Origin of the sequence: Sphingomonas sp. PP-F2F-A104-K0414, assembly GCF_004340945.1 — a bacterium.
GTDB lineage: Bacteria > Pseudomonadota > Alphaproteobacteria > Sphingomonadales > Sphingomonadaceae > Sphingomonas.
Map to the genome: position 1 here is coordinate 216,055 of NZ_SLYD01000005.1, position 25,273 is coordinate 241,327.

Consider the following 25,273-nt stretch of genomic DNA (forward strand, 5'->3'; position numbering starts at 1 on the left):
TGAACCGGCCGTTGTCTTCCTGTAAGCTTTGCTGACCTAACCGGGTATGCGCACGGTCAAGCCATCGAGCGCGTCCGTCAGCCGAATCTGGCAGGCGAGACGGCTGGTGCGCGTCGCGTTGTGCGCGAGATCGAGCATGTCCTCCTCGTCCTCGCTTGCCGGTGGCAGGCGGGCAAAATCGGCGGGATCGACGATGACGTGGCAGGTCGCGCAGGATAGCTGGCCTTCGCAGGTGCCTTCGAGCGGCTGGTCATGCGCCTGCGCTGCGTCGAGCAGGCGGTCGCCGGGGCTTGCCGCGGCCAGCGTAACGGTGCCGTCGCGGGCGATGAAGCGGACGATCATGGCCATTGCGCCTCGGCTGCGGCGACGATCGCATCGATCGCGTCGCGGAGTTCGGTTTCGGTGGTGTAGCGGCCGAAGCCGAGCCGGATGCTGGCGCGTGCTTGGGCTTCGGTGAGGCCGATCGCGCGAAGGACGTGGCTGGAGCGGCCCGAACCGCTGGCGCAGGCGGAGCCGGCGGAGAAGGCGATGTCGCGTAGATCGGACATCAGGCGGTTTACGTCCAGGCCCTCACGGCGAATGTTGAAGTTGCCGTGGTAGCGGTGGTCGGTCGAGCCGTTGATCGTCCAGCCGGGGCCGAGGCGGTCGAGCGCGAGCGACCAGAGGCGGTCGATGTGCGCGGCGTCCTGGTCCTTGCGATCGGCCATGAGGTGCGCGGCGACGCCGAAGCCTGCGCAGAGCGCGGGCGACAGCGTGCCGGAGCGGCCAGGGGCTTCCTGCCCGCCGCCGTGCATCAGTGGCGCGAGGTCGACGCCATCGCGGATCCAGAGTGCGCCGATGCCTTTGGGGCCGTGGATCTTGTGCGCGGAGATGGCGACGAGGTCGACGGTGTCGGGAACGGGCACGCGGCCATAGCCTTGCACCGCGTCGCAGAGCATCAGCGCGCCGGCCTGATGCGCGATGTCGGCGAGCGCGGCGATCGGCTGGACGACGCCGATCTCGTTGTTGACGAGCATCGCGGCGACGAGGCCGGCGCCTGGCTGGATTGCGGCTCGGGCTGCGGCGAGGTCGACCAGCCCGTCGGTGCCTACCGGGAGGATCATGACGGGGCGTCCTCTCACTGCTTCGGCCGCGACCGTGTCGAGGACGGCGGCGTGTTCGGTCGCGAGCGTGACGATCTCGCCAGAAGTGCCCTTGATCGCCCAGTTGAGCGCCTCGGTCGCCCCGCTGGTGAAGGCGACGCGGCCACCGGCGGGGAGCAGCGCGGCGACCTGATCGCGGGCGACTTCGACGGCGGCTTTGGCGCGGCGACCTTCGCGGTGGGGGGAATGCGGGTTGGCGTGCTGTGATTCGAGCCAGGGAAGCATGGCGGCGAGCGCTTCCGGCGCGAGCGGGGTGGTCGCCTGGTAGTCGAGGTAGGTCATGCGGCCCGCCTTATATCGGTGGCGATGCGCGTCCAGGCTTCGGCGAACTTCGCGACGTCGTCGGCGGTCGTGGTCCAGCCGAAGCTGACGCGGACGACTTCGGCGGCAGCTTGCGGGGAATACCCCATTGCAGCGAGGACGTGGCTCGGGCGCATGCTGCCCGACGAGCAGGCGCTGCCGGCCGAGACCGCGAAGCCTGCCATGTCGAGGCGGATCAACTGCGCGGCGGAGCTGACGCCCGGCATGCGGTAGGAGGCGATCGTGGGGAGGCGCGGGGCGTGCTGCGCAACGATCTCGCCGCCGCCCGCGAGGATCGCTTCGTCCAGCTTAGCGCGGAGGTCGGCCATGCCGGCGAACCAGTCACTGGAGGCTTCCAGCGCCGCTGCGAACCCGAGCGCGCCGGGGAGGTTCTCGGTACCGCCGCGGTAGCCGCGTTCCTGTCCGCCGGTCGGGTCGAGCAGGCCGAGGTCGCGGACCAGCAGCGCGCCGATGCCGGGGGCCCCACCGAGCTTGTGCGCGGAGACGATGACGAGGTCGGCGTCGGGGAGCGGGAGCTTGCCGGCGGTCTGCGCGCAGTCGGCGATGCGGAAGCCGGTGGCGGAGCCTTGCAGAACGCCGGTTTCACTATTGGCGGACTGGAGCGCGATCGACGCTGAGCCCTCCCGGTTCATCACGATGCCGCTGGCATCGACATCGAGCATGACCGGCTGTTCCGCGGCTCGGAGAATAGCGTCATGCTCCACCGCTGCCACGCCGATACCCGGTCGACCCCGCATCGCGAGCGCCGCGGACTCGCTCGCGCCGCTCGTCAGGATTACGTGATACGGCCAGTCCAGCGCCTTGGCGATCCGCTTCCGCGCGTCCTCCAGCGCCGCCCGCGCCGCGCGTCCTTCGGCATGCGGCGAGGACGGGTTCGCCCAGCGCGCCATGCCCTCCATCACCGCCGCGATAGCCTCGGGGCGCATCGGCGTGGTGGCGGCGTGATCGAGATAGATGCGGGCTTCGGTACGGGCCAGGGTCGGTTCCAATTGCGAAAAGGGGCGCGGACCTTATATAGCGTCGATAATCCGGCACTCCACCCGAGTGCGTATCCCAGCTCGCGAGTGCCTATGCCAGAAGTCATTTTCCCCGGTCCCGAAGGCCGTCTCGAAGGTCGTTTTGCGCCGGGCCCACGTCCGCGCGCACCCGTCGCGATGATCCTGCACCCGCATCCGTCGGCCGGCGGCACGATGAACAACGCGATCGTGCAGCAGCTCTACAAGACCTTCCAGCGGCGCGGGTTCGCCACCCTGCGGTTCAATTTCCGCGGCGTCGGCAAGAGCCAAGGCGTATTCGATAACGGCGTCGGCGAGCTGAGCGATGCGGCGAGCGCGCTCGATTGGGTGCAGAGCTTCCACCCCGAGGCGCAGACGACCTGGATCGCGGGCGTCAGCTTCGGCGCGTGGATCGGCATGCAGCTGCTGATGCGCCGTCCGGAAATCCGCGGGTTCATCTCGGTGGCTCCGCCGGCGAATTTGTACGACTTCACGTTCCTGGCGCCGTGTCCGTCGAGCGGGATCATCATCCAGGGCGAGGCCGACGAGGTGGCGACGCCGGGGGCTACGCAGAAGCTGGTCGACAAGCTGCGGACGCAGAAGCACATCACGATCCACCATGATACCATCCCGAAAGCGAACCACTTCTTCGAGCATGAGATGCCGGAGTTGATGGGGTCGGTGGACAAGTACCTCGATATGCGGTTGGACCCGAACTCGCCTATCCGGTGATTCTGTCCTTCTCCCCGCGGGGAGAAGGTGGCGCGACAGCGTCGGATGAGGGGGAGTTGGGGATCGATACGCTCTCCACAACTCCCCTCTCCCTTCCCACCGCAAGTGCGGCGGGCCCCTTCCCTCTCCCCGGAGGGGCGAGGGAGTCAGAGTGTCCAGATCGCCACGTTGGCTAGCAAAACCGCGGCCATTACCAGCATCAACACGCCCTTTTTCGTATCGCGCTTCTTCACGATCAGCGCGATCCCGCCGATCAGGCAGGCGAACATGCCCAGCATGGCGATGGCGGGCGCGGCGGCGGCGATGCTGGTCAGGGCGGCGTTCATGCCGTCCGATACGCCACGCAAAGCCTGGATTGAAGCGCGTTGACTTCGCGCGGCGCGCGGAAATAGCTTGGCGACCTCGATCGGATACTCGGAGGTGTGATGCTGCCCTTTCTCGCGATGATCGCCGCGCAGACCCCGCCGAGCTGCGAATATGACAAGCCCGCGATGATGGCGCTCGACGAACGCGCGTTCGATCAAACCATGACGAGCGGCTGGCGCATGCTCGCCAACGCCGAATGCGATGCGCAGGCCGCCGACCTGATCGCGGAATGGCGCGCGGGTCATCCCGCCAACCCGCGCACCGCCGGGCTGTTGCAGTGGCACGAAGGCCAGTTGCGCGCGAACGCCGGGCAGACCGCGCGCGCGGTGGCGCTATTCGAAGCCGCGCGCAAACCGGTGGAGCAGGATGCCGGGTTCGGCTGGAACCTCTATGTCGACGGCAGCATTGCGTTTCTGCGCCGCGACCTCGCCGGACTGGACACCGCCCGCGCCAAGCTCGCCGCGCTGCCCCGCCCGGCCGGCTATTCTCCGGTCGGTCCCGACGGGAAGCCGCGCGCCTATGCTTGGCCGATGAACGTCAACATTCTCAACGGCTTCGTCGCGTGCTGGAACCGGAGTTACAAGCAGGCCTATGGCTGCGCGAAACCGGCGGTGAAGACTTTGCCCCCCGCTTAATCAGCCGGCAATCGCCTTCGCATAAGCGGCCAGGTCGACATTGCCGCCGGACAGGATGACGAGAAGTCCGGATTCGAGCTTTACCTTGCCGGCCAGCACCGCCGCCAACCCGACCGCACCGCCCGGCTCGATCACCAGTCGCAATTTCTCCGCAGCCCAGCGCTGCGCCGCAGCGATCTCGGATTCGTTGACTGCAACGCCAGTCGCGTCCCGGCGCGACAACACGTCGAACGTCAGCGGCGACACGCGCAACGTCTGGAGCGAATCGCAGGCGGTCGGGGGCGGGTTGGGGCCGACGGGTTCGATCCATGAAGCCTCAAGGGAGCGGCGCATGTCGTCCCAGCCTTCGGGTTCGACGACGGTGATCGCGCTGTCCTTAAGAGCCAGCGCGATGCCTGCCGAGAGGCCGCCACCGCCGCACGGGATCACGACCCGGCTTGGTACGCCCAACCCGAGCGCCGCCATCTGCGCCGCGGCTTCGATCCCGGCGCTCCCCTGCCCCTCGATGATCCACGGGTCGTCGAAGCTCGGCACCAGCGTCGCACCCCGCGCTTCGGCCAGTTGCGCGGCGATGGCCTCACGGCTTTCGGTGGCGCGGTCGTAGGTGACGACCTCCGCGCCTAGCGCCAGCGTCGATTCGCGCTTCAGACGTGGCGCATCCGACGGCATCACGATCGTCGCCGCCATCCCAAGCCGCTTCGCCGCCCAGGCCACGCCCTGCGCGTGATTGCCCGACGAAAACGCGACCGCACCTTTTTTCCGCGCGGCGTCGTCCAATGCGGTGAGCCGATGCCATGCGCCGCGAATCTTGAACGCGCCGATTGGTTGCAACGATTCGGCCTTGAACGCGACCGGTACGCCTTTGATTTCGCTCAAAAACAGCGGCGTCGGCGGGAGGATCCGCGCGATCTTTTCCGCGGCGTCCCGTACCCCCGCCCGCGTGGGCTGTCGCAAAATCGTCACACACTGGCTCCTATGCGGCCAACCCTATTTACATGGGGGGCAAGCGACCGTAGATCGCCCTTCCGCTGCCCCATGGGACTTCCAACCGCAAGGCAGTGTTTTCGTAATTTGTCTCAGGACATTGGAGGTCCCTTGAATTGGTCAAGCATCATATCGCGCTGGGGTTAGCGAAAGCCCATTCGACCGCCGACACCTCCCATATCGGGAGCGGCATCGACATCGCTAAAGGGCGCCCGGTCAACCCGGTCACGCTCGTTCGTCCGCACGCTGCTGCGCGCGCCGCTCGGTTCTTCGTCGAGAAGTTTCCGGGCCGCTCGATGTATGCGGTAAAGGCGAACCCGTCTCCCGAACTCCTGCAGATCCTGTGGGACAATGGCATCACGCATTACGACGTGGCGTCGATCGCCGAAGTGCGCCTGGTCGCACGGACGCTGCCGCAGGCTACGCTGTGCTTCATGCACCCCGTGAAAGCCGAGGAAGCGATCGCCGAGGCGTATTTCACGCACGGCGTCCGCACCTTCAGCCTCGACAGCCTGGAAGAGCTCGACAAGGTCGTCCGCGCCACCCGCGAAGCTTCCGATCTGACGCTCTGCGTTCGGTTGCGCGTGTCGTCGGAGCATTCGAAGCTGTCGCTGGCATCGAAGTTCGGCGCGGCCCCGCATGAAGCCAAGGAGCTGCTGTTCGCGGCCCGCCAGGCAGCGGATGCGCTCGGCATCTGCTTCCATGTCGGTTCGCAGGCGATGACCCCGGAGGCCTATTCCAACGCGATGGAGCGCGTCCGTGCGGCGATCGTCGAGGCGGCGGTCACGGTCGACGTCATCGACGTCGGCGGCGGCTTCCCGTCGTCGTATCCCGGCATGGAGCCCCCACCGCTCGAGCACTTCTTCGAGACGATCCACCGTGCGTTCGAATCGCTGCCGGTCAGCTATTCGTCCGAGCTGTGGTGCGAGCCGGGCCGGGCATTGTGCGCGGAATATTCGTCGATCATCGTGCGCGTTGAAAAGCGCCGCGGGACCGAGCTGTATATCAACGACGGCGCGTATGGCGCGCTGTTTGATGCGGCGCATATCGGCTGGCGTTTCCCGGTCGAGCTACTCCGCGAGCCGGACAGCCGGGCGAAGGACATGGAGTTCAGCTTCTATGGTCCGACGTGCGACGACATGGATTACATGGTCGGCCCGTTCATGCTGCCCGCGGATACGAAGGCCGGTGATTACATCGAGATCGGCATGCTCGGCGCGTATGGCTCGGCGATGCGGACCGCGTTCAACGGGTTCGGATCGGACGAGACGGTGATCGTCACCGACGAGCCGATGGTCTCGCTGTACGACGAGCGCTTCCAGGACCTCGCGTCGAACGTCGTCAAGCTGTAACCAAGCTTTAGTACCGCGCCCTTCTTCCTCCCCTCCCGTTTACGGGAGGGGTCGGGGGAGGGCTTGTCCGCGAGCGTGGCGTTCGCGGATATTTCAGTCCCTCCCCTAACCCCTCCCGCAAGCGGAAGGGGGATTTATGGAGCATGTTATGACCGAAGACACCCGCATCGACGCGCAGCGCAAGGCGGAACTCCTTTCGACCACCGTCGAGCATATCGACATCACCAGCTTCGACGCGCGGCCGATCGTCGACGCGATGAAGAAGATGTCGTTCACCAGCCGCGATCTCGGCCGTGCGACCGACATCTACAACCAGATGCTGGCCGACAAGGACTGCACGATCTTCCTCGTGATCGCGGGCTCGACGAGCGCCGGCGGTTGCATGGACCTGTATGCCGAGCTGCTGCGCAACAACATGATCGACGGCATCGTCGCGACCGGCGCGACGATCGTCGACATGGATTTCTTCGAGGGCCTCGGCCACAAGCATTATCAGGCGCTCGAAGTGCCGCACGACGACGTGCTGCGCTCGCTGATGATCGACCGGATCTACGATACCTATATCGACGAGGAAGAGCTCCAGCACGTCGACCACACGATCTTCGAGATCGCCGAGACGCTCAAGCCACGCGCCTATTCGAGCCGCGAGTTCATCCGCGAGATGGGCAAGTATCTCGTCGAGCACGGCAAGAAGGAGAACAGCCTCGTCAAGCTCGCCTACGAGCATGACGTGCCGATCTTCTGCCCGGCGTTCGTCGATTCTTCGGCAGGCTTCGGTCTGGTCAAGCATCAGGTCGATGCGGTGAAGGCGGGCAAGCCGTACATGGTCCTCGACGCGATCGCCGACTTCCGCGAGCTCACCGAGATCAAGATCAAGGCGGGCACTACGGGGCTGCTGATGATCGGCGGCGGCGTGCCGAAGAACTTCATCCAGGATACGGTCGTCTGCGCCGAGATCCTCGGCCACGACGACGTCCAGGTGCACAAGTATGCGGTGCAGATCACGGTTGCCGACGTGCGCGACGGTGCGTGCTCCTCCTCGACGCTGCAGGAAGCGGCATCGTGGGGCAAGGTGAACACGGGGATCGAGCAGATGGTGTTCGCGGAAGCCGGTTCGGTCATGCCGCTGCTGGCGTCGGACGCGTATCATCGTGGGCTTTGGAAGGACCGTCCGGTCCGCAAGTGGGGCGCGAGCTTCGACAAGGCCTGAGGCTGACTGATCCTCCCCCGCCAGGGGGAGGTGGCAGGCGCTTGCCTGACGGAGGGGGAGGACACGGAACCGACGTTATCGCCGCCTCCCCCTCCGTCGCTTCGCGACACCTCCCCCTAGCGGGGGAGGATTGTCGGTTCCAATCTACGTTGCCCCTTCCGGGCAATTGATGCAGCCTCCGCCGGATAACCGGGGGAGGCTTTTTCATGCACAGCGAGATCCTGCGACCGATGGTCGTGCTGATCGCGTGGACGCTCGTGATGCTGGGTTGGACGCTGGCGACGCGGTTGCCGGCGATGAAGGCGGCCGGCGTCGACATGGGCAAGCTCGTCGGCACCAAGGGGTCCGACGCGGATCGATCGCTGCCTCCGCAGGTGCAGTGGAAGGCGCATAATCACAATCATCTGATGGAGCAGCCGACGCTGTTCTATGCGGTATGCACCGTGCTGGCGCTCAGCGGCACGGGCAACGGGATCAACAGCTGGATAGCCTGGGCCTATGTCGGCCTGCGGATCGTGCACAGCGTGGTCTAGGCGACCAGCAACCGAGTCCGCGACCGGTTCGTCTTCTTCATGCTGTCGAGCGTAATGCTCGTGGCACTCACGTTGCACGCGGCGCTCGCGGTCTTCTGATGGCTTTTCGCCCGGAATAATTACCGATCGCGTCATGCTCCCCTCCCCGAGCGTGCAGGGATCGTCTAGAATTGCCAGATGACTTTCGATCGCCGTTCCCTCCTCAGCCTTCCTTTCGCCGCCGGCCTGGCGCCCGCCGCATTCGCGCGGACCGGTGGGCAGCTCACCGCCGGCCAGCCGCGTGCGACGGACCTACCGATCTGGCCCCCCGCCGAGCGGTTCGCACTGTGGCCCGGCATCCCTTCAGGCGCGCCGAACCCTTTGCCGATCCCGCAGCCGCGCATGCCGCGCTACCCAGACGGCTATCGCGACTTTCAGATGCGCGGCGTGGTGCGGCCTGAGGTCGGCGTGTTCCGTCCCTCACGGCCCGACGGCCGCGCGGTGCTGATCGTCCCCGGCGGCGGTTACTCGATCACGTCGCTGCGCAACGAGGGCATCGACGTCGCGCGCGTCCTGAACGCGTTCGGGATCACCGCGTTCGTGCTGAGCTACCGCCTGCCCGGCGAAGGCTGGGCCGACCGCGCCGACGTGCCGCTCGCCGACGCACAGCGGGCGATGCGGCTGATCCGCGCCAACGCCCGCCTCTACGGGATCAGGGCGGAGAAGCTTGGCGTGCTCGGCTTCTCGGCAGGTGGGCATCTCGCCGGCTCGCTGACGGTCCTGCACGAGTTCAAGGCCTATCGCCCGATCGACGCCGCCGATCGTCACTCGGCGCGCCCCGCATGGGCCGGCCTCATGTACGCCGTCTCGAACATGGACCCCGGCCGAAGCCATGGCGGATCGCGCGCCAACCTGCTCGGCCCCGACCCGCTGCCCGCGGTACAGGCGCGCTATGCGGTCGACCGGCAGTTGAAGGCGGGCGACCCGCCGCTGTTCCTCGTCCATGCCGAGGACGACACCACCGTCCCTGTCGCCAACAGCGTCGACACGCTCGCCGCAGCGCGTCGCGCCGGCATCCCAGCAGAGGCGCATTTCCTCCAGCATGGCGGCCACGGCTTCGGTACGCGCCTGTCACCACGGTCACCTGGCTCGCTCTGGCCGCAGTTGTTCGACCGCTGGATGGGCGAACTGGTCGCGTCCTGAGCGTTGAGTCAGCAGTTCGGACCCATCCCGTTGGTGCGGCGTTGATCCCGAATAACAGGAGAAGCGCGATGACCCGTCCGCACGCCCAGCCCCGTGACGTTTTCCATGAGCATGGCGAGGTTATCATCGATGGGCCGGACGGAACGGTAATCTCGATGACCCCCGAAGCTGCCCTGCGCACCGCCGGTCGGCTCGACGAAGCCGCGCTCGACGAATTGATCGCCCGGGCTCAAGCCGGCGACGGCGGCAAGCTCCACTGAACGCCTAGCCGAACATCCGTTTCATCGAGCGTTCGAGCATTACGAACTGCCAGAGCGTTCGGCCATGCTCGGCTCGCCCCATCCGGTGCTCGTCGGCGATCCGCGCGATCGTCGCCATGTCGAACCATCCCGTCTCGCCCAGCGTCCGCGATTTCGCCAGCGCCGACGCCTCGCCGGCCAGCCCTTCGCGGAACCAAGCGCTGATCGGCGTCACGAAGCCCATCTTCTGCCGATACAGGATGTCGCGCGGGAGATAGGGCTCCATCGCCTTCTTCATCAGCCATTTGCCCTCGCCGTGCCGCAGCCGCATGTTGGCGGGCAGCGTCGCGCAGAACTCGATCAGGCGGTGGTCGAGCAACGGTTCGCGTGCTTCGAGCCCGACCGCCATGCTCATGCGGTCGACCTTGGTGAGGATATCGCCGGGCAGCCAGTGTTTGATGTCGGCGTATTGCGCGCAGTCGATCGCGTCGCGGGCGGGCGCGTTCGCCATCGTCGCGGCGTAGCGGTCTTCGGCGCGATGACCCTGGAGGGCGGCGCGCGCGCTCGGGTTGAAGAGGTCCGCGCGGAGTTCGGGCGTGGTCACGCCTACCGACCGCGCATACGCCTCGCCGCCCCCCCTTGCGAGCGCGAGCAAGGTTGATTTCGCGCGCATCGGTCGCGGTGCCCAATCGGCCTTAGGATACCAGCGGCCGAGCGTGCCGAACACGTCCTGCCGGAGATGCTCGGGGAGCAATCCGCGGATGCGCTCTTCCGCCGCCTGGAACTTGTAGCGACGATAGCCGGCGAGCGCTTCATCGGCGCCGTCTCCGGATAGCGCGACGGTCACGTTCTCTCGGGCTAGCGCGCAGACCTGATAGGTTGCGAGCGCAGAGGCATCGGCAAAGGGTTCGTCGAAGCTTGCGACCAGCGTGTCGATCAGCCCGAAATCGCCCGACTGCACCACGCGTTCGCGGTGATCGGTGGCGAAGCGGCGCGCGACGGTGTCGGCGTATTCCCGCTCGTCATGGCCCGCCTCGTCGAAGCCGATCGTGCAGGTGCGAACCGCCTTGGGGCTCGCCTCCGCCATCAGTGCGACCACTGCCGAGCTGTCGACGCCGCCCGACAGGAATGCGCCAAGCGGCACGTCCGCGACCATCCGCGAGCGCACGGCCGCACGCATCCGGTCGACCAGTTCCTCGCCCAACGCCTTGGCCGAGCCGGTCGCGCGGTTGGAGAAATCCAGGTCCCACCATTTGCGCGGACTCGGCACCGGCCGTCCGCGCTCGACGAGCAAGAAATGGCCGGCGGCGAGTTTCTTCACGCCTGCGACCAGACAGGCGTCATCGGGGACATACCCGAAAGCGAGGTAGTCCTCGACCGCGCTTAGATCGGGTACGCGGCGGAGCTGCGGGTGGGCGAGCAGGCCCTTCAGCTCCGACGCGAAGGCGAGCGAACCGTCCGCGAGTTCGACGTAGTGGAGCGGCTTCACGCCCATCCGGTCGCGCGCGAGGAACAGCGTGTGCGCGGCCGAATCGTGGATCGCGAACGCAAACATGCCGTTCAGCCGGTCGAGCATCGACGGTCCCCACGCGCGCCAGGCGTGAAGCAGAACTTCGGTATCGCCCTCGGTCCGGAAGCGCGCGCCCTTCGCGGTCAGCTCGGCCCGCAGCTCCGCGAAATTATAGACTTCGCCATTATAGGTGATCGTCAGCGTGCCGTCCGACATCGGCTGCGGCGAGCCTTCGAGGTCGATGATCGACAGGCGGCGATGGCCGAGACCGACGCCGGGCGCAGTCCAGATGCCATCGCCATCGAGGCCGCGATGCGCCTGTGCGGCGATCATCGCCAGGATGCGGTTGGGCTCGACCGGCTTGGGCGTGCCCGGATGGAAGATCCCGGCGATGCCGCACATTCAGCGCATCCCTGCGGCGTGATCGGCGACCCGGTCGAGCGGTCCGAGCGCGCCGAGAAACCGGACGATCGGACGCGGATCCGCACCCTCGGTCGACAGGTGGATCGCCACCGCGCGTTGCGGACCGCCGAACAGCCGCGCCTTCATCGTCTCGATCTTCACCAGCGTCTCGTCGTTCGTCGTTGCGTCGCCAACCCGGTACCACGTCGCGACGATCCGCTCCACGGGGCCGGGCGCGGTGATCCGCATTACGCTGCCGCCGGCGATCGCGGGAAGGTCGGCGACGCGTACCCAGCGATCCTCCTGCCGTAGCACCCCGGTGCCGAACGCGATCAGCTCCTTGCCTTCATGCTGGCTGCCAAAGACTGCGATGCTCATGTCGACGGTCGCGCCCGAGGCATCGGCATAGCGGCCGAACAGATAGTGGTCCGCGCCGGGATAATAGGGCGTCCACGGCGCGCGCGTGCTGACGCGCACGCGGTGCCAGCCGGGGATTTCGGGCAGGTCGATATACGCGGGCAGCTGTTGCGCTCGGCTGGCGACGACCGCACTCCAAGCGGGGAACAGCGCGACCGTCGCCAGGGTCAGCGCAGCGGCGATGGCGAGATCGGTGCGGTGGCGGGGCGGCGTCTGGAGGGTTGCCGGATCGAACGCGGGATCGTCGGGCGCGCGGTCGAACCAGCGCCAGCCGATTGCGAGCACCCCCGCCATCACCAAGCCGAAGAACACCCAGCCATAGACGATGTGATCGAACCCGGTCGCGGCCTCGACCGAGGTCAGGTCCGCCGCCCAGATCGTCCCGAACGCGCGAAACCCGTTGGCGATGACCGGCACGACCACCGAAACGACGAGAAAGACCACGCGGCGGCGCCACGACACGAAGCACACATTGGCGACGAGCACCCCGAACGCGACCATCGCGATGACGAACTTGGCCCCCGAACACGCTTCGGCGACCTCAAAATAATAGCGTCCGGCGTGGATCAGCACGCCGTCGACGACTGCGGGCACGCCGACGAGGTGGAGCAGCGGCATGACGATCGCGACCGTCACAGCCTGCAACGGTGGCTCGAGTCCCTCGCCGAACGGCACCAGGAATACGGCGTAGGCGAGCGGGAACAGCAGCCCCCGCGCGACATAGGGGCCGAGGATCGTCACGACCGCGCCTTGCAGCATCATCACGAGGCCCAGTTGGCGTGCGAAGCCGACCGAGGCGGCATCACCCATCAGCCAGCCAAGTCCTCCAACCGCGACCAGGGCCAGGCCGGGCCACCACCCCGTCGGCGTGAGCTCACCGAGTTCGCTGCGGCGTTGCCAGACGAGCCAGGCGATCACCGGGCCGATGAAGAGGCAGTGCCCAAAGGTGGTGCTCGTCCACCAGATATGCGCAAGATCGACGACATCGCTGCGGAACGTCAGCAGGATCAGCGCCGCCACCAGCGCGAGCGCGAGGCCGTGGCGGCGCCATGCGGTCACGGTGCGAGGCCCAGCAGAGCGTCGAGCGGGGCGAGCCGGGCGTCCCAGCCGTACCGACGGATGACCTGTGCGCGGGCGGCTTGGCCTAGCGCGGCGGCGGTCCCAGGCGTTTCGATCAGCGCGGCTATGCGGTCGGCGAAGTCCTGCGCGGTGTCCGCGACGCGGATCGTGTCGGCGTGGTCGATACCTTCCGCCGCTGCCGTGGATGCGACCACAGGGCGCGCCATCGCCATGGCTTCGAGCACCTTGTTCTGGATGCCGCGCGCGAGTTTCAACGGCGCGACGCAGACGGCAGCAGCCGCGAGCCAGCCGCGGACGTCGTCGACCGCACCGGTGACGGTGACGTGGTCACCCGCCAGCGCCTTGACTGCGGCGGTCGGTGCGCGGCCGACGATCGCGAAATGCGCGGAGTGGCGTTTGCGGATCAGCGGGAGGATGTCGCGCGCGAACCACGTGACCGCGTCGATGTTGGGGCGGTAGTCCATCTGTCCGGTGAAGACGATGAGGGGGGCCTGCCCGCCAACTCCATTCCCCTCCCCGGCGGAGGCCGGGGCCCAGTTGGGGGACGGCGATAACGAAAGCCGAAACGCGGTTACTGCGACCTTTCCAACTGGGCCCCGGCCTTCGCCGGGGTGGCGGCTTAAGCTACGATAGCTTCCGTCCGGGTCGAACGTCTCGGAATCGATACCGTTCTCGACCGCAAGTATCTGGCCGGTGGCACCACCTTCCCGAAAGACTCTTGCTTCGGCCTCGCTGACGAACAGGCTGGCAGAGGCGCGAGCCGCAACATTGTGCTCGAATGCACCGAGTAGACGGGCTTCGCGGAGCATCATCCAGCGCATCGGGCCGCGCGCGTCGTCGGCGAATCCGGCGAACTTCGCGGAATCGACGTCGACGAAATCCATGACGACCGGCGGCCCGCCGACCGGCAGATACTGCGCCATCTGGCCCGAGAAGCAGTAGGTGCTCGTGACCTCAGGCAGGACGCGATCGACTGCAGCCTGCATCGCCGCGCTGGCGAACGCGGTCAGCGATACCGGCTTACCCGTGGCCAGCGCTTCGATCGCGGCGCGCTTCTGCGACTTCTTCCGTGGCAGGATCTTGCAACTCGCGAGAAGGTCAGTGAACGCGGCCGGCGGATCGAAGTCGGCTTCATCGTCGGCGAACGCCACCAGATGCACCGGCGTACGTCGCGCCAGATACTGGAGGATGTGGAAACTGCGGATCTTGTCGCCGCGGTCGGGCGGAAACGGCACGCGGTGCGCGAGGAAGAGCAGGCTCACCCCAGGCCTCGGGAAATCCACGGTCCTGCGGCGGTCGCGGCCCATAGCGGGAGGCGCTTCCACGTCTTTACCATCAGCGCATATTTGGGGTTGAGCGGGTTCACCTCGCGCGCCGGGCCGCTGCTGCGCTTGGCATAAAGCCGTGGCTCGGGCGTGAAGCCCCAGTTCTTCTTGAACGCCGCCGCGCCGGTGCCGGCCTTGGAACGCCCGAAGTCGAACCGCGTGCACCCCCTCGCGCGGGCGTGCGCCATCAGCGCGAAATACATCCGGTCGTTGGCACGAAGCCCGCGCGCGGCGTCGGTCCCGCCACCCCAATACGGGTATACGGTGCCGTCGAAATACAGGCTGAGAACGCTCGCGACTGCCCCGCCCTCAAGCCGGACGGTCAGAACATCCGCATCCATCATGCTGGCAACGCTGCGGAAAAGCTTGGCGGGAAACACCGGCGTGCCCAGGTTTCGGACCGACTCGGCATAAACCCGGTAGTGCTCGGCGAGCAATTTCCGGTCTGTGCCGGTAACGATCTCGAGGTCGAACCCAAGCGAACGCCGGACTTCTGCACGCTGCTTCCGCGGGATCGCAAGCAGTTCGGCGTCGTCGTCCGCCGCCAGATCCCGCGCGAAACCGAGATAGCTGGTGTCGTCGCTCGTCCAACCCTCCGGTGCGGGACCGCCGCGCAGTTCGACCGAGGGGCAGCCAGTCCTCAGCGCAAGGTTCCAAGCCCCCGCTGCGAGTGGTTCGATCGACGTCCCCAAAATGCCGCCATCGACGCCGAACCCGGTCGACACCAGTGCGCGGCCGAACAGCGGTGAGCGCATTTCGGACAGCGGGAGGACCCCGGCAATCGCCCCGCTGGAATGCTCGGCGAGCAGGTAACGCGCGCGTTGCCCACATCCGTCCTGGACCGCTTGGCTCCACGCCGGCAGGTGGAATGGCGTGGCGCCCTCGGTCACCGCTACGAAAGCGGCGATCCTGGCACACTCGACCGGATCGCGAAGGTCCGCTTCGCGCACGCCCACGGGCATCGGCGCGGTCACGCCAGTCGGGCCGCTTCGCGCGCGACGACCGCGTCGACGCGGCCCCAGTCGTGACGGCCGAGCAACCCGCGCAATTTCCCAGCCATCGCGCCCAGCCGCGAATAATGACGGATCTTCGAGCGCATCGGTGCCGCATCGACTCGCGGTTGCGCCGGATCGATCTCCCAGGGGTGAAAATAGAACATCGCCGGGCGATCTTCGCCGTTGACCTGACGCACTGCGAAGTCGGTGATCGCCGCGGGGAGCAGGCGGAAGAACCCGCCGCCGGTGGCGAGCTTGCGCTCTCCGAACCTGGCGACCGTCACCGGCACCTCGATCAGCGCATTGTCCGCGAGCGGCTTGAACCCATAGCGCGGGGCGTCGAGCCAGCCATAATGGTCGTGCTTCACCGGCGCGACGCTAGAAGAATAGGTGTAGCCCGCCTCCGCCAGTTCGATATGCGCCCAAGGCGTACGCTGATCGATCGAGAAGCTCGGCGCGCGGTAACCGGTGACCTTCGTCCCTGCCGCATCCTCGATCGCTTTACGCGCGCGGACTAGGTCAGCACGAAATACCTCCGGCGTCATCGTGAAGACGCGTTGGTGATCCCAGCCATGACTGGCGATCTCGTGCCCGGCATCGACGATCCGGCGGATCAGCGCGGGGTAGCGATGCGCGACCCAGCCGAGCGTAAAGAACGTTGCCTTCGTGTCGCGCTCGGCGAACAGCGCAAGGACGGCGTCGGTGTTCGCCTCGACACGCGGCTGGAGCGAGTCCCAGTCGGCCTTGTCGATCACCTTCTCGAAGGCACCGACCTGGAACCAGTCCTCAACATCGACCGACATGCCATTGAGAACAGGCATCTTATGCAGCGTCATGCCAGGCGGCTACGCCGCGGATCGGCGCGTACTCGGGCTTATCCGTATCGCTCTCGACCCAATCGACCAGCAAGGTGAGGACGCGCCGCAGCGCCTTATCCTGCAACTCCACCCGTGCCTCCAGCGCAGCGATGCGGTCTTCGGTTGCCGGATCGGTACGCGGTGCTTCGACGGTCGGCGCAGGCTGTGCGGTGGACTCGGCGGGGGCGACCGCGGCAACAGCGCCCTTTCCCGTATCGGTGGCCAGTGTCGGGAGATCGCCCTCGAGATCGCGTTGTACCGACCGCACCACCGCGGCATCGATGACCGTAAGATCCTCCAGTGCAGCATACAGCATCACGCGGCCCGCCAGCAGGTTGAGGCGACGGGGCACACCCGCCGACCCTGCGTAAAACGCCGCAAATGCATCGTCGGCAAAGTCTGGATTGCCGGTCCAGCCAACGACAGACAGGCGGTGCGCGAGATAGTCCGAGACTTCGCTCTCCTCCATCGGATCGAGATGATGGATCGCGATGACGCGCTGGCGGAGCTGTTCGAGGCGCTCCGACCCATGCAGGCGATCGCGGAACTCGGGCTGGCCGAGCAGGACGATCTGCAACAGCGCATGCCCGCCCGCCTGGAAGTTCGACAGCATCCGCAGCTCTTCGAGTGCCGATACTGGTAGCGCCTGCGCCTCGTCGACGATCAGCAGCGTACGCTTGCCGGTGCGTGCGACCGCATGGAGCCCACGCTCGATCGCGGTCAGCAGTTCGGCCTTGGTCAGCCCCGCCGGATCGACGTGCAATTCGGTCGCGACGATCCGCAGCAAGTCGTCCGCCTCAATCGCGGTCGATACCAGCTTGATCGCGTTCAGCCGCTGGTGGTCGATCGTGTCCATCAGGTGACCGACCAGCGTCGTCTTGCCCGCGCCGATATCGCCGGTGATGACGATGAAGCCCTCGCCCTGCGCCAAGCCATAGCCGAGATACGCCATCGCTTTCCGGTGCGTGGCGGTCTCGAACCAGAATTTGGGATCAGGGGTAAGCTGGAAGGGCTGACCCGTCAGTCCGTAATGTTCGTCGTACATCTGCTCTCGCCTTCAGAACTGATAACGCGCACCGATCAGCGCCTGCGCCGACCAGTCGCTGTCGAGGTCACCGACCTTGAAGCTGTAAAGTCCGAGCGACGCGGTGGTGCCGAGTCGTCCGAAATTGTGATAATAGGTGCCGGTGCCGCCATAGGACCAAACGTTACTGTCGCCGGTGCTATCCTCGACGCCACTGTCATAGTAATTCGCGAACAGATCGGCGTTGATGCCCGATACCGGGGTCAACGACCGCGCGTAGAAGAGCTGCCCGTAATAGCTCTGGTCATCGAGACCGCTGACGACGATGCCCGGCGAGAGTCTTGGCGCATAGAGCTTGCGGCTAGCATAGCCCAAGCCTGCGCCCCAGGTCGACCGGCCACGCGTCGCGACCAGCACACCGTCGATCCCGCGGGCGCGGTAGCTCGACGTCGAGATCGACTGGAACACGTCGTCGAGACACGCCCCCGGCTGCGCGCCGCTGGAGCCGAAGACACACCCGTTGAACTGCTGGCCAAAGCCCTGTTGCTGGCCCGAGACGAAGCTGGTCGGGAGATTGCTCAAGCCCGTGCGGAGCTGGCGACCAAAGGTCTGGACGCCGTCATAGACGTTGACCGCAAGACCGACCGACTGCGATGCCTGATAGGTGGCGGTACCGGTATAGCTGAGTGAGCCATAGCGCTTGCCGACATGCCCCTCGACCGACGTACGGCGGTTCGGCCGCCAGACCACGCCCGCATCGTAATAGATGCCGTCGGTCCGGTATGCGATCCGCCGCGGGGACGCGGCATTGGTCACGAAACGACCATCCTTGTCGAGCACGGGCGCGCCGGTCGCGTCGACCAACGCATCCTTCTGGCTCGTCTCGATCTTCTCGTAACCGACCCCCGCGGTCAGCGCGACGTAGGGAGAGATCGGCTGGAGCACGTCGCCACGACCGTAATAGCCTTCATAGCGCTGCTTGAGCTGACTGGCGGTTTCACGGTCATAGGCGCCGCTCAGCGTCACGCCGAACGGCGCGATCATACCGGGCGCCACGGAGGCATTGGCGGTCGCCGTATGACCGATCGAATCGTCGTAATAGTCGAGCCGCTGGCCCCCGATGCTCGTATCGGCGAAGGTCGGCGTCTCGACCTTGGTATAGCCTAGCCGGTAATTGGCGTTGAACGTGACGGGGCCGGCGGTGCCCGTAAAACTGGGGCCCGCATAGACCGCGTACAGCTGCGCGACGTTGTCGACATTGCCGACGAGCAAGCCAGGCGCCGCGCCGCGAATATCCGACCGCGTGCGCGTGGCGATGCCACCCGCTTCGATCGTCAGGTTGCGGTTCAGCTTCGCGTCGACGCGCGCGAGACCCGAATGGATGTCGTTATCGCCGACATCGCCGTTCCATGCGAACCGGCGCTCATAGCGATAGCTGACCTGCCCAGCCACACGCGGCGTGGCGATCGCCGCGTCGATGCCCGCGGCGAGACTGGTATAGGTCAGCGTGTCGCCACCGCTCAGATCGGCGTCGAGGATCTGGCTTGCCTCGATATACGGCGTGATGGTGACCCGGCGCGTGTCCTGTGCGGCGGCTGGCATGGCAGCTGCAGCGAGCGTCACCGCACCGCTAGCCCATGCGAGGCTGCGAGTTGCGTGACGCATCATTGGACATTGTCCTGACCGTAATAACTGCCGAACCGCGCGCCGCCTTGAACGAACGATACAGCATTGAGAACGAGCTGAATATGCTCGCATCCGTCGAGGATATTGACCGCAGCACGGAGCTCGCTCTCGGGCGTGCGATCGGCGCGGACGACCAGCATTACCTGCCCGACGCGCATCGCCAGCACCGAGGCTGCCGAGGCGGCGAGTGCGGGCGGCGAATCGATGATGATGATCCGGCGTGGATTGGCGGCGAGCAGCCGCGTGATCACCGCCCGGGTACGCGCGCTGGCAAGCAACTCGGTATCCATCGCCGTTTTCGTGCCGGCCGGCAGGATCGCCAGATGCGGCACGTCGGTATGGATCACGAGATCCTCGACATCGATCCGCGCATCGCCGAGCGCATCGAGCAAGCCAGGGCTATCCACCAGCCCGAGTTGATTGACGATGTCCGGCTTTGCGACATCGGCATCGACGAGCAGCACTTCGGTATCGCGCTCGGCCGCAATCGAGAGCGCAAGGTTGATTGCGCAGAACGTCTTGCCGTCTTCGGGCCGAGCCGAACAGACAAGAATCATCCGCGCCTTGTCGGGGCTGTCGCTCTCGGCGATGCGCGCGCTGGCGATCAGCAACTGGCGCTTGATCAGGCGGAACTCCTCGGCCAGCGGACCAACCGGGGCGCCGGGCACGATCATGCCATTCGCCGCCAACATCCCGCGGTCGATCCGCGCAGTGTCGTCCGGCTCCTCCGGGTAATAGACGTCGTCGGCAAATTCATCGCCGACCGGCGCGCGGAGCGCCTCGGGGATCGCCAGGAATGTGGACTCGGTGACATCGAGCGGACGCGCCGCAACATCTGGTTTAACAACAGGCGCTGCAGGTTCAACGACGGGCGCTACAGCCGCCGGCACTTCAGCTGGCTCGGGCGTAATCGGCGCGTCCGCCCCAATGTTGCGAGCACGCGCGTGTGCGTTGAAGTCATACACTTTGGCTGCGCGCTCGAGCAGCGAGGGTTCGCGATCAGGTTTCGTCACGGTCATACCCTTCAGGCCGCCAAACCGCGCTGGAGGATCTCGACCCCCAGCAGCAGCACATAGGCGGCACCCAATGCAGCGGTGCCGCCCAGGAACATCTTGTACCTACGGCGGCGATGATTCGATTGCACGCGCGTAACGACTTCGCTGATCGAGCCGATGACCGGCATCCCCGCCACATTCTCAAGTCGGTTGCTGGTCGCGAACGTCGCGCGCAACTGGCCCATCGCAAACGCCGCACCGATCCCGGCGGCCAGCCCCGCCACCAGAACGCCCGTCAGCAGCAGCATACGGTTGGGTGCGCTCGGCGTGCTCGGCATCGTCGGCGGGTCGATCACGCTGAACTTCACATGATCGCTCTGCGACTGCGCCTGGCCGATGATCGCGGTCTGCTCGCGCTGTTTCAGCAGCGCATCATACTGATCCTTGAGTACCTGGTAATCGCGATCGATCGCGCCTTGCTCGGCGGCGACTTCGGGATCGCCGGTCAGCTTCGAGTTCAACAGGTCGAGATCGCCCTGCAACTGGCTGCGGCGCATCCGCAACGACGCCACCGTCGCCGTACGATCCGCGACCATCGACTGGAGCGAGGCGTAAAGCGGGTTCTGCGCACTACCCGCGCCGCTGCCGCCCGAAAGAGGTTCGCTGCGCGCGGCCGCCGTTGCCGCCGCAAGCTGGCTCTTGAGCGCAATGACGTCGGGATGATTTTCAGTATAGCCGCGCGCACGGGCGTCGGCGAGCTGGCCCTGGATCGCCTGGAGACGGGCCCGCGCAGGACCCGCTGCACCCGCGATACCGCCAGCACCGGGTACGGTCGCCGGCGTTCCCGCCATCTGCCCCTGCACTGCCGACAGGCTCGATTGCGCCGCGGCCAGATCGCCGTCGACCTGCGACATCTGCGAGCGCGCGGCACTGATCCGGTCGCTGACAGACCCGGTCCCCGGCAGGCTACCAAGATAGCGATTTTGAAAATCCGCACGCTTGGCCTCGGCATCCGCGAGCTGCTTCTGACGCGCCGCGAGTTGCTGGTCCAGAAACGTCAGGCTCTGCGACGTCTTGGAGCGATCGCCGGCGAGATTCTGTTCGACGAACAGGTCGATCAGCTTCTGCGTGATCTGGCGTGCGAGCTTGGGACTGGAGGCGCTGGTCGTAATCTGAAAAACGTTATCCTGCTGCGACAGGATCTTGATGTTCGGCGCCAGGCTCGCCACCCGGTCCGCGACGTCGCGGTCGCTCGACACGGTGTTCGCCAGATCGGTGCCTCGGACGACCTTTTCGAGATTGACCGCGGAGATCAGCGTGGTGCGGATCGTGTCGACGGTCATCGGCACGGTCTGCGGTACGCCATCCATTCCCGCGGGCAGGATCGTCTGCATCTGGACGAACACGCGCGCGGTCGATTCGTAACGGCTCGGGATCTGCGACACGATCAGCCAGCCGAGCACGCACACGCCCCAGGCTACCGCGAGCGCCAGCCAACGCCGCGTCCAGATCGTGTGGAGTGCGATGCGCACCTCGTCATAGATCCCGTTCATCTGGGCGCGCCTCAGAACATCGATTCGGGAATGATGATCACGTCGCCTGGCTCGAGCTGAACGTTCGCCGACGAATCGCCCTTCTTGAGCAGATTGCCGATCTGCAACGCGAACTCGGTCTGCTTGCCGGTGGTGCGATCGTACCGCACCAGCCGCGCCTTGTTCCCTGCGGCATATTGGCTCAGGCCACCCACCGCGATCATCGCGTCGAGCAACGTCATGTTGGCGCGATAGGGGATCGAGGCAGGCTTTTCGGTCGCGCCGACGATGCGGACCTGTTGGCTATAGGTCCCGCTGAAATTCTCGACGATCACCGATACGATCGGGTCCTTGATATAGGACCCGAGTGCCTTCTTGATGTCGTCGCTGAGCATCGCAGGCGTCTTGCCGACGGCGGGCATATCGTTGATCAACGGGGTCGTGATCCGACCGTCGGGACGGACCTGGACCTTCGACGACAATTCGGGATTGCGCCAGACGAAGATGTTGAGCTGATCGAGCGGCCCGATGACATATTCCTCGCCCGGCAACTCCTGGTTCGCAACGAACGGCGCGGGCGGCAATGCGGGACGCGTCGACGTCGTCGCGCACGCACTCAGCGTGGTTGCGGCGAGGCCGATGGTCATCACTGTCTTCGAAACGGATCCGGAACGCATGGGCACTTTCTCCTGGCGCCACACCGGCCACCGGACATCCGGCGAACGGCTAAACTCAGCCTCGGCTATGCAAGGAACAGGTGAAGATAGCGTTAGGAGCGCCCCGTAACCATGCACGCCCGCGCCGTCGGCAGTCGGGGTTATGGACCAGTAACGATCTCGATGGCCGGTGGATGCCCGAGGAACGCGACAGGACTGGCGCTGGCGCCATAGGCACCGGCCATGAAGATCGCGATCAGATCGCCGACCTCGGCGCGGGGAAGAGCGATCTTGTCGCCGAGGCGGTCGAGCGGGGTGCAGAGCGGGCCGACGACGGAGACGGTTTCGGTCGGGGTCTCGCCCATCCGCGCGGCGGCCGCGATTGGGTAATTGCGGCGGACGACGGTGCCGAAATTGCCGCTGGCGGCGAGCTGGTGGTTGAGCCCGCCATCGACGATGACGAAGGTCTCGCCCTGGCTCTGCTTCATGTCGACGACGCGGGTGAGATAGACGCCGGCCTCGGCAACGAGCCAGCGGCCGAGTTCGATCGCGAACCGGGTTTCAGCGAGAATGGGCGGGCGGGATGCCAGCGCTTCGGCCAGCGCCTCGCCGACCCGCTCGACGTCGAGTGCCACGTCGCCCGCGAAATACGGCACGCCGAAGCCACCGCCAAGGTTGATGAGCGGTGGGGCGACGCCGACCTCGTCAGACAAGCGCGCGGCGAGCGCGATCGTCGCGGCCTGCGTCTCGACGATCGCAGCCGGATCGAGCGCCTGACTGCCTGCGTAGATGTGGAAGCCACGCCAGTCCGCGCCGGCATCGACGATCGCCTTCACCAAGGCCGCGGCGCGCACCGCATCGACCCCGAACGGCGACGATCGTCCTCCCATCCGCATCCCGGACCCGCGCAGTTCGATATCGGGGTTCACGCGCACCGCCATCCGCGGCGTCCGCCCGAGCCGATCGCCGATCGCGAATGCCCGTGCTGCCTCGCCCTCCGATTCGACGTTGAGCGTGGCGCCGGTGGTGATCGCAGCCGAGAGCTCGTCATCGCGCTTGCCGGGGCCGGCAAAGCTGATCGACGCGGCAGGTTTGACGACCAGCGCCTTGGCGAGTTCGCCCGACGAGGCGACGTCGAGCCCATCGACCAGCGGCGCAATCGCGGTTAGCAAATCGGCATGCGGGTTCGCCTTGATCGCATAATGCAGATCGATCGCCGGCATCGCCGCGCGGAACCGGGCGATTCGGGCGGCGATGATCGCCATGTCGTAGACGAACAGCGGTGTGTCGCCGGCCTGCGCGACCCAATCGTCAGCCGACCGGCCGCCGATCTTCAGAAGACCATCTTGCTGCGCGAACTCCCGAGGAAGGGCACCCATAGGTTTCACGACGTACGCTCCTCCGTGTTTCCCCGCGAAGGCGGGGACCCAGTCTGGGCACCCGCCTTCGCGGGTGAACAACTCCGGACCTCCGACGCGATGGCAGACCTGTCCAGCTTCCCATTGGCATTGCGCGGTAGTTCATCCCGCCAGAGATACAGACCGGGCTGCATGAAACTCGGCAGCGTGGTCCGCAGTCGCGTGCGCAAACCCGCTTCCCCAGCCGCATCGCCCGCCAGCATCACCGCGATCGCCTGCCCCAACCGCTCGTCCGCCACGCCGACCGCAACCGCCTCGCGCGCCTCGCCGCCGGCCAGAACCGCCTCCTCGACCTCAAGCGGGCTGATCCGGTTCCCCGCACTCTTGATCATCTCGTCATCACGCCCGACGAACCGCAACAGCCCGTCCTCGCCCTCGACCACGGTATCCCCCGACCACACCGCCATACCCTCGGCGTCCGGCGCAGGGCGAAACCGCTGCGCCGTCCGCTCAGGGTCCTCCCAATAGCCGTGCGCAACGAGCGGCCCCGAATGCACCAGCTCCCCCGCCTCCCCCGGCGCCGCACGCGTTCCGTCGGGCTTCACCACCAAGACTTCAGCAAACGGTATCGCCCGGCCCATCGCATCCGGCTTCGAATCGATCAGCGCAGGATCGAGATAGGTCGACCGGAACGCCTCGGTGAGCCCGTACATCGCGTACACGTCGACAGCCGGAAAGCGCTCGCGAAGCCCGCGCACCAGCCGCGGCGTCAATGCGCCGCCCGAGTTGGTCAGCCGCTTCAACCGCGCCGCGGTCTCCGCCGGCCACTCCGCTTCGAGCAACTGCACCCACAGCGGCGGCACCCCGGCAAGCGTCGTCGCCTCGACCCGTTCGACCGCCTTCACGACGTCGCGTGCGACCAGATAGTCGAGCGGTGCCACCGACGCACCCGCGATCCAGGTCGAGAAGAGCTGGTTCTGGCCATAGTCGAACGACAGAGGGAGTACGCCGAGCACGCGGTCGTACGGCTCCAACTTCAGAAAATGCGCGACCGAGACCGCGCCGAGCCACAGGTTGGCATGGCTGAGCATCACGCCCTTCGGCCGGCCGGTGGACCCCGATGTGTAGAGAATCGCGGCGAGGCTGTCGGGATCGGCATCGGACGGCCCCATCCTTTCACCGTTCCCCCGCGAAAGCGGGGGCCCAGGAATCACGGGCGTTGCGCTTTGTAACCCTGGTCCCCCGCCTTCGCGGGGGAACTGAAGAAGGTCGCTCTCTTCTACAACAACACACCCGTCCGGAACATCGTCACTCTCCAGCGTCCCGGCCCGCGACCCCTGAGTCACCAGCAACCGAGCGCCACTATCGCCCAGAATATGCGCGACCTGCGCCCGCCGGAGCAACGGATTGACCGGCACATGCACCAGCCCCGCGCGCGCCGCCGCCAGCGGCATCAGGCAGGCAGTGCGCGTCTTCGGCAACCACGTCGCCACCCGATCGCCCGCCGCAAGCCCCCTGCCCGCAAGCCACCCCGCCAACTCGGCCACGCGTGTCTCGAGCTCGGCAAAGGTCATCGTCCCGGCCTTGTCGATCAGCGCCACGTCCTCCGCGGCACCGCGCAAGGCGACATGGTCGATAGGGTACGGAATGGGGTCGAGCGCGATCATCCACCCCTAATAGCGCCAAGCCCCCGAAGCGCGAACCCGTTGCCGAATTCACCCCCACACGCTAGCGCACCCCGGTTC

The 25,273-nt window shown here is 66.5% G+C and carries 23 protein-coding genes and 1 pseudogene; 7 read left to right on the top strand and 17 right to left on the bottom strand.

Annotated elements, in window-relative coordinates:
- Positions 1–36: 36 nt before the first annotated feature.
- Genes C8J46_RS13480 through C8J46_RS13490 form a run of 3 tightly spaced genes read right to left on the bottom strand, consistent with a single transcriptional unit; the run spans position 37 to position 2,452 of the window.
- Positions 37–342 carry a 2Fe-2S iron-sulfur cluster-binding protein gene (locus C8J46_RS13480; protein WP_132740791.1) on the bottom strand — a complete coding sequence of 102 codons (306 nt, stop codon included), beginning with the start codon at positions 340–342 and terminating at the stop codon, positions 37–39.
- Positions 339–1,424, bottom strand: coding sequence for a cysteine desulfurase family protein (locus C8J46_RS13485; protein WP_132740080.1), 1,086 nt, complete (start codon positions 1,422–1,424; stop codon positions 339–341). The genes C8J46_RS13480 and C8J46_RS13485 overlap by 4 nt, the downstream gene beginning before the upstream one ends.
- On the bottom strand, positions 1,421–2,452 hold the full coding sequence (locus C8J46_RS13490) for an aminotransferase class V-fold PLP-dependent enzyme (RefSeq protein ID WP_279388902.1): 1,032 nt from the start codon (positions 2,450–2,452) through the stop codon (positions 1,421–1,423). The genes C8J46_RS13485 and C8J46_RS13490 overlap by 4 nt, the downstream gene beginning before the upstream one ends.
- Between C8J46_RS13490 and C8J46_RS13495 the strand changes: the two genes are divergently transcribed.
- The gene (locus C8J46_RS13495; RefSeq protein ID WP_132740083.1) at positions 2,405–3,190 is read left to right on the top strand and encodes an alpha/beta hydrolase; all 786 of its coding nucleotides are present in this window, start codon (positions 2,405–2,407) and stop codon (positions 3,188–3,190) included. The two genes, C8J46_RS13490 and C8J46_RS13495, sit on opposite strands and share 48 nt — an antisense overlap.
- A gap of 146 nt (positions 3,191–3,336) precedes the next feature.
- Here the strand turns inward: C8J46_RS13495 and C8J46_RS13500 are convergent, their stop codons facing one another.
- Positions 3,337–3,516, bottom strand: coding sequence for a hypothetical protein (locus C8J46_RS13500; RefSeq protein ID WP_132740086.1), 180 nt, complete (start codon positions 3,514–3,516; stop codon positions 3,337–3,339).
- 99 nt (positions 3,517–3,615) lie between these two features.
- Here C8J46_RS13500 and C8J46_RS13505 point away from each other — a divergent pair, with 99 nt between their 5' ends.
- Positions 3,616–4,191 (top strand): hypothetical protein, encoded by a 576-nt coding sequence (locus C8J46_RS13505; protein ID WP_132740089.1) that lies wholly within the window; start codon positions 3,616–3,618, stop codon positions 4,189–4,191.
- Here C8J46_RS13505 and C8J46_RS13510 read toward each other — a convergent pair whose 3' ends face one another.
- Positions 4,192–5,154, bottom strand: coding sequence for a threonine/serine dehydratase (locus tag C8J46_RS13510; protein WP_132740092.1), 963 nt, complete (start codon positions 5,152–5,154; stop codon positions 4,192–4,194).
- A 137-nt stretch (positions 5,155–5,291) separates the two neighbouring features.
- On the opposite strand from C8J46_RS13510, the gene C8J46_RS13515 reads away from it, so the two are divergent.
- The 5 genes and pseudogenes from C8J46_RS13515 to C8J46_RS13535 all read left to right on the top strand — a co-directional run bounded on the left by C8J46_RS13515 (position 5,292) and on the right by C8J46_RS13535 (position 9,712).
- Entirely contained in the window at positions 5,292–6,527 is a 1,236-nt protein-coding gene (locus tag C8J46_RS13515) for a type III PLP-dependent enzyme (RefSeq protein ID WP_132740095.1), read from the top strand.
- 148 nt (positions 6,528–6,675) lie between these two features.
- A complete protein-coding gene (locus tag C8J46_RS13520) occupies positions 6,676–7,737 on the top strand; it encodes a deoxyhypusine synthase (RefSeq protein WP_132740098.1) in 1,062 nt (353 codons plus the stop codon).
- Positions 7,738–7,943: 206 nt separating this feature from the next.
- Positions 7,944–8,369: pseudogene (locus C8J46_RS13525) on the top strand (MAPEG family protein).
- A 78-nt stretch (positions 8,370–8,447) separates the two neighbouring features.
- On the top strand, positions 8,448–9,452 hold the full coding sequence (locus C8J46_RS13530; protein ID WP_132740101.1) for an alpha/beta hydrolase: 1,005 nt from the start codon (positions 8,448–8,450) through the stop codon (positions 9,450–9,452).
- A gap of 68 nt (positions 9,453–9,520) precedes the next feature.
- Positions 9,521–9,712 carry a hypothetical protein gene (locus tag C8J46_RS13535; protein ID WP_132740104.1) on the top strand — a complete coding sequence of 64 codons (192 nt, stop codon included), beginning with the start codon at positions 9,521–9,523 and terminating at the stop codon, positions 9,710–9,712.
- A 4-nt stretch (positions 9,713–9,716) separates the two neighbouring features.
- Here C8J46_RS13535 and C8J46_RS13540 read toward each other — a convergent pair whose 3' ends face one another.
- The 12 genes from C8J46_RS13540 to C8J46_RS13595 form a co-directional block, all read right to left on the bottom strand.
- Positions 9,717–11,603: an XrtA/PEP-CTERM system amidotransferase gene (locus C8J46_RS13540; RefSeq protein ID WP_132740107.1), complete on the bottom strand. Its 1,887-nt coding sequence runs from the start codon at positions 11,601–11,603 to the stop codon at positions 9,717–9,719.
- Positions 11,604–13,079: an exosortase A gene (gene xrtA, locus C8J46_RS13545; protein ID WP_132740110.1), complete on the bottom strand. Its 1,476-nt coding sequence runs from the start codon at positions 13,077–13,079 to the stop codon at positions 11,604–11,606.
- Entirely contained in the window at positions 13,076–14,362 is a 1,287-nt protein-coding gene (locus C8J46_RS13550; protein WP_243643382.1) for a glycosyltransferase, read from the bottom strand. Before C8J46_RS13550 ends, xrtA begins: the two co-directional genes overlap by 4 nt.
- A complete protein-coding gene (locus C8J46_RS13555) occupies positions 14,359–15,399 on the bottom strand; it encodes a FemAB family XrtA/PEP-CTERM system-associated protein (RefSeq protein ID WP_132740113.1) in 1,041 nt (346 codons plus the stop codon). Before C8J46_RS13555 ends, C8J46_RS13550 begins: the two co-directional genes overlap by 4 nt.
- The gene (locus tag C8J46_RS13560; protein WP_243643383.1) at positions 15,396–16,241 is read right to left on the bottom strand and encodes an XrtA system polysaccharide deacetylase; all 846 of its coding nucleotides are present in this window, start codon (positions 16,239–16,241) and stop codon (positions 15,396–15,398) included. Before C8J46_RS13560 ends, C8J46_RS13555 begins: the two co-directional genes overlap by 4 nt.
- Before the next feature lies 1 nt (position 16,242).
- The gene (locus C8J46_RS13565; RefSeq protein WP_132740116.1) at positions 16,243–17,322 is read right to left on the bottom strand and encodes an AAA family ATPase; all 1,080 of its coding nucleotides are present in this window, start codon (positions 17,320–17,322) and stop codon (positions 16,243–16,245) included.
- A 12-nt stretch (positions 17,323–17,334) separates the two neighbouring features.
- Positions 17,335–18,966: a hypothetical protein gene (locus C8J46_RS13570; RefSeq protein WP_132740119.1), complete on the bottom strand. Its 1,632-nt coding sequence runs from the start codon at positions 18,964–18,966 to the stop codon at positions 17,335–17,337.
- Positions 18,966–20,006, bottom strand: a complete 1,041-nt coding sequence (locus C8J46_RS13575; protein ID WP_132740122.1) for an AAA family ATPase — start codon at positions 20,004–20,006, stop codon at positions 18,966–18,968. Before C8J46_RS13575 ends, C8J46_RS13570 begins: the two co-directional genes overlap by 1 nt.
- A 5-nt stretch (positions 20,007–20,011) precedes the next feature.
- On the bottom strand, positions 20,012–21,535 hold the full coding sequence (locus C8J46_RS13580; protein ID WP_132740125.1) for an XrtA system polysaccharide chain length determinant: 1,524 nt from the start codon (positions 21,533–21,535) through the stop codon (positions 20,012–20,014).
- A gap of 11 nt (positions 21,536–21,546) precedes the next feature.
- Complete coding sequence (locus C8J46_RS13585; protein ID WP_132740128.1) at positions 21,547–22,191, bottom strand: XrtA/PEP-CTERM system exopolysaccharide export protein; 645 nt, start codon at positions 22,189–22,191, stop codon at positions 21,547–21,549.
- A gap of 140 nt (positions 22,192–22,331) precedes the next feature.
- On the bottom strand, positions 22,332–23,558 hold the full coding sequence (locus C8J46_RS13590) for a pyridoxal-dependent decarboxylase, exosortase A system-associated (protein ID WP_132740131.1): 1,227 nt from the start codon (positions 23,556–23,558) through the stop codon (positions 22,332–22,334).
- Entirely contained in the window at positions 23,555–25,195 is a 1,641-nt protein-coding gene (locus C8J46_RS13595; RefSeq protein WP_207894180.1) for an acyl-CoA ligase (AMP-forming), exosortase A system-associated, read from the bottom strand. Before C8J46_RS13595 ends, C8J46_RS13590 begins: the two co-directional genes overlap by 4 nt.
- Positions 25,196–25,273: the final 78 nt, after the last annotated feature.

Coding starts and splice junctions, on each gene's coding strand:
- C8J46_RS13595 (WP_207894180.1), bottom strand. CDS start 25,195: ATGATCGCGCTCGACCCCATTCCGTACCCTATCGACCATGTCGCCTTG.
- C8J46_RS13530 (WP_132740101.1), top strand. CDS start 8,448: ATGACTTTCGATCGCCGTTCCCTCCTCAGCCTTCCTTTCGCCGCCGGC.
- C8J46_RS13520 (WP_132740098.1), top strand. CDS start 6,676: ATGACCGAAGACACCCGCATCGACGCGCAGCGCAAGGCGGAACTCCTT.
- C8J46_RS13565 (WP_132740116.1), bottom strand. CDS start 17,322: ATGTACGACGAACATTACGGACTGACGGGTCAGCCCTTCCAGCTTACC.
- C8J46_RS13480 (WP_132740791.1), bottom strand. CDS start 342: ATGATCGTCCGCTTCATCGCCCGCGACGGCACCGTTACGCTGGCCGCG.
- C8J46_RS13540 (WP_132740107.1), bottom strand. CDS start 11,603: ATGTGCGGCATCGCCGGGATCTTCCATCCGGGCACGCCCAAGCCGGTC.
- C8J46_RS13560 (WP_243643383.1), bottom strand. CDS start 16,241: ATGCCTGTTCTCAATGGCATGTCGGTCGATGTTGAGGACTGGTTCCAG.
- C8J46_RS13580 (WP_132740125.1), bottom strand. CDS start 21,535: ATGAACGGGATCTATGACGAGGTGCGCATCGCACTCCACACGATCTGG.
- C8J46_RS13535 (WP_132740104.1), top strand. CDS start 9,521: ATGACCCGTCCGCACGCCCAGCCCCGTGACGTTTTCCATGAGCATGGC.
- C8J46_RS13570 (WP_132740119.1), bottom strand. CDS start 18,966: ATGCGTCACGCAACTCGCAGCCTCGCATGGGCTAGCGGTGCGGTGACG.
- C8J46_RS13505 (WP_132740089.1), top strand. CDS start 3,616: ATGCTGCCCTTTCTCGCGATGATCGCCGCGCAGACCCCGCCGAGCTGC.
- C8J46_RS13485 (WP_132740080.1), bottom strand. CDS start 1,424: ATGACCTACCTCGACTACCAGGCGACCACCCCGCTCGCGCCGGAAGCG.
- C8J46_RS13500 (WP_132740086.1), bottom strand. CDS start 3,516: ATGAACGCCGCCCTGACCAGCATCGCCGCCGCCGCGCCCGCCATCGCC.
- C8J46_RS13575 (WP_132740122.1), bottom strand. CDS start 20,006: ATGACCGTGACGAAACCTGATCGCGAACCCTCGCTGCTCGAGCGCGCA.
- C8J46_RS13585 (WP_132740128.1), bottom strand. CDS start 22,191: ATGCGTTCCGGATCCGTTTCGAAGACAGTGATGACCATCGGCCTCGCC.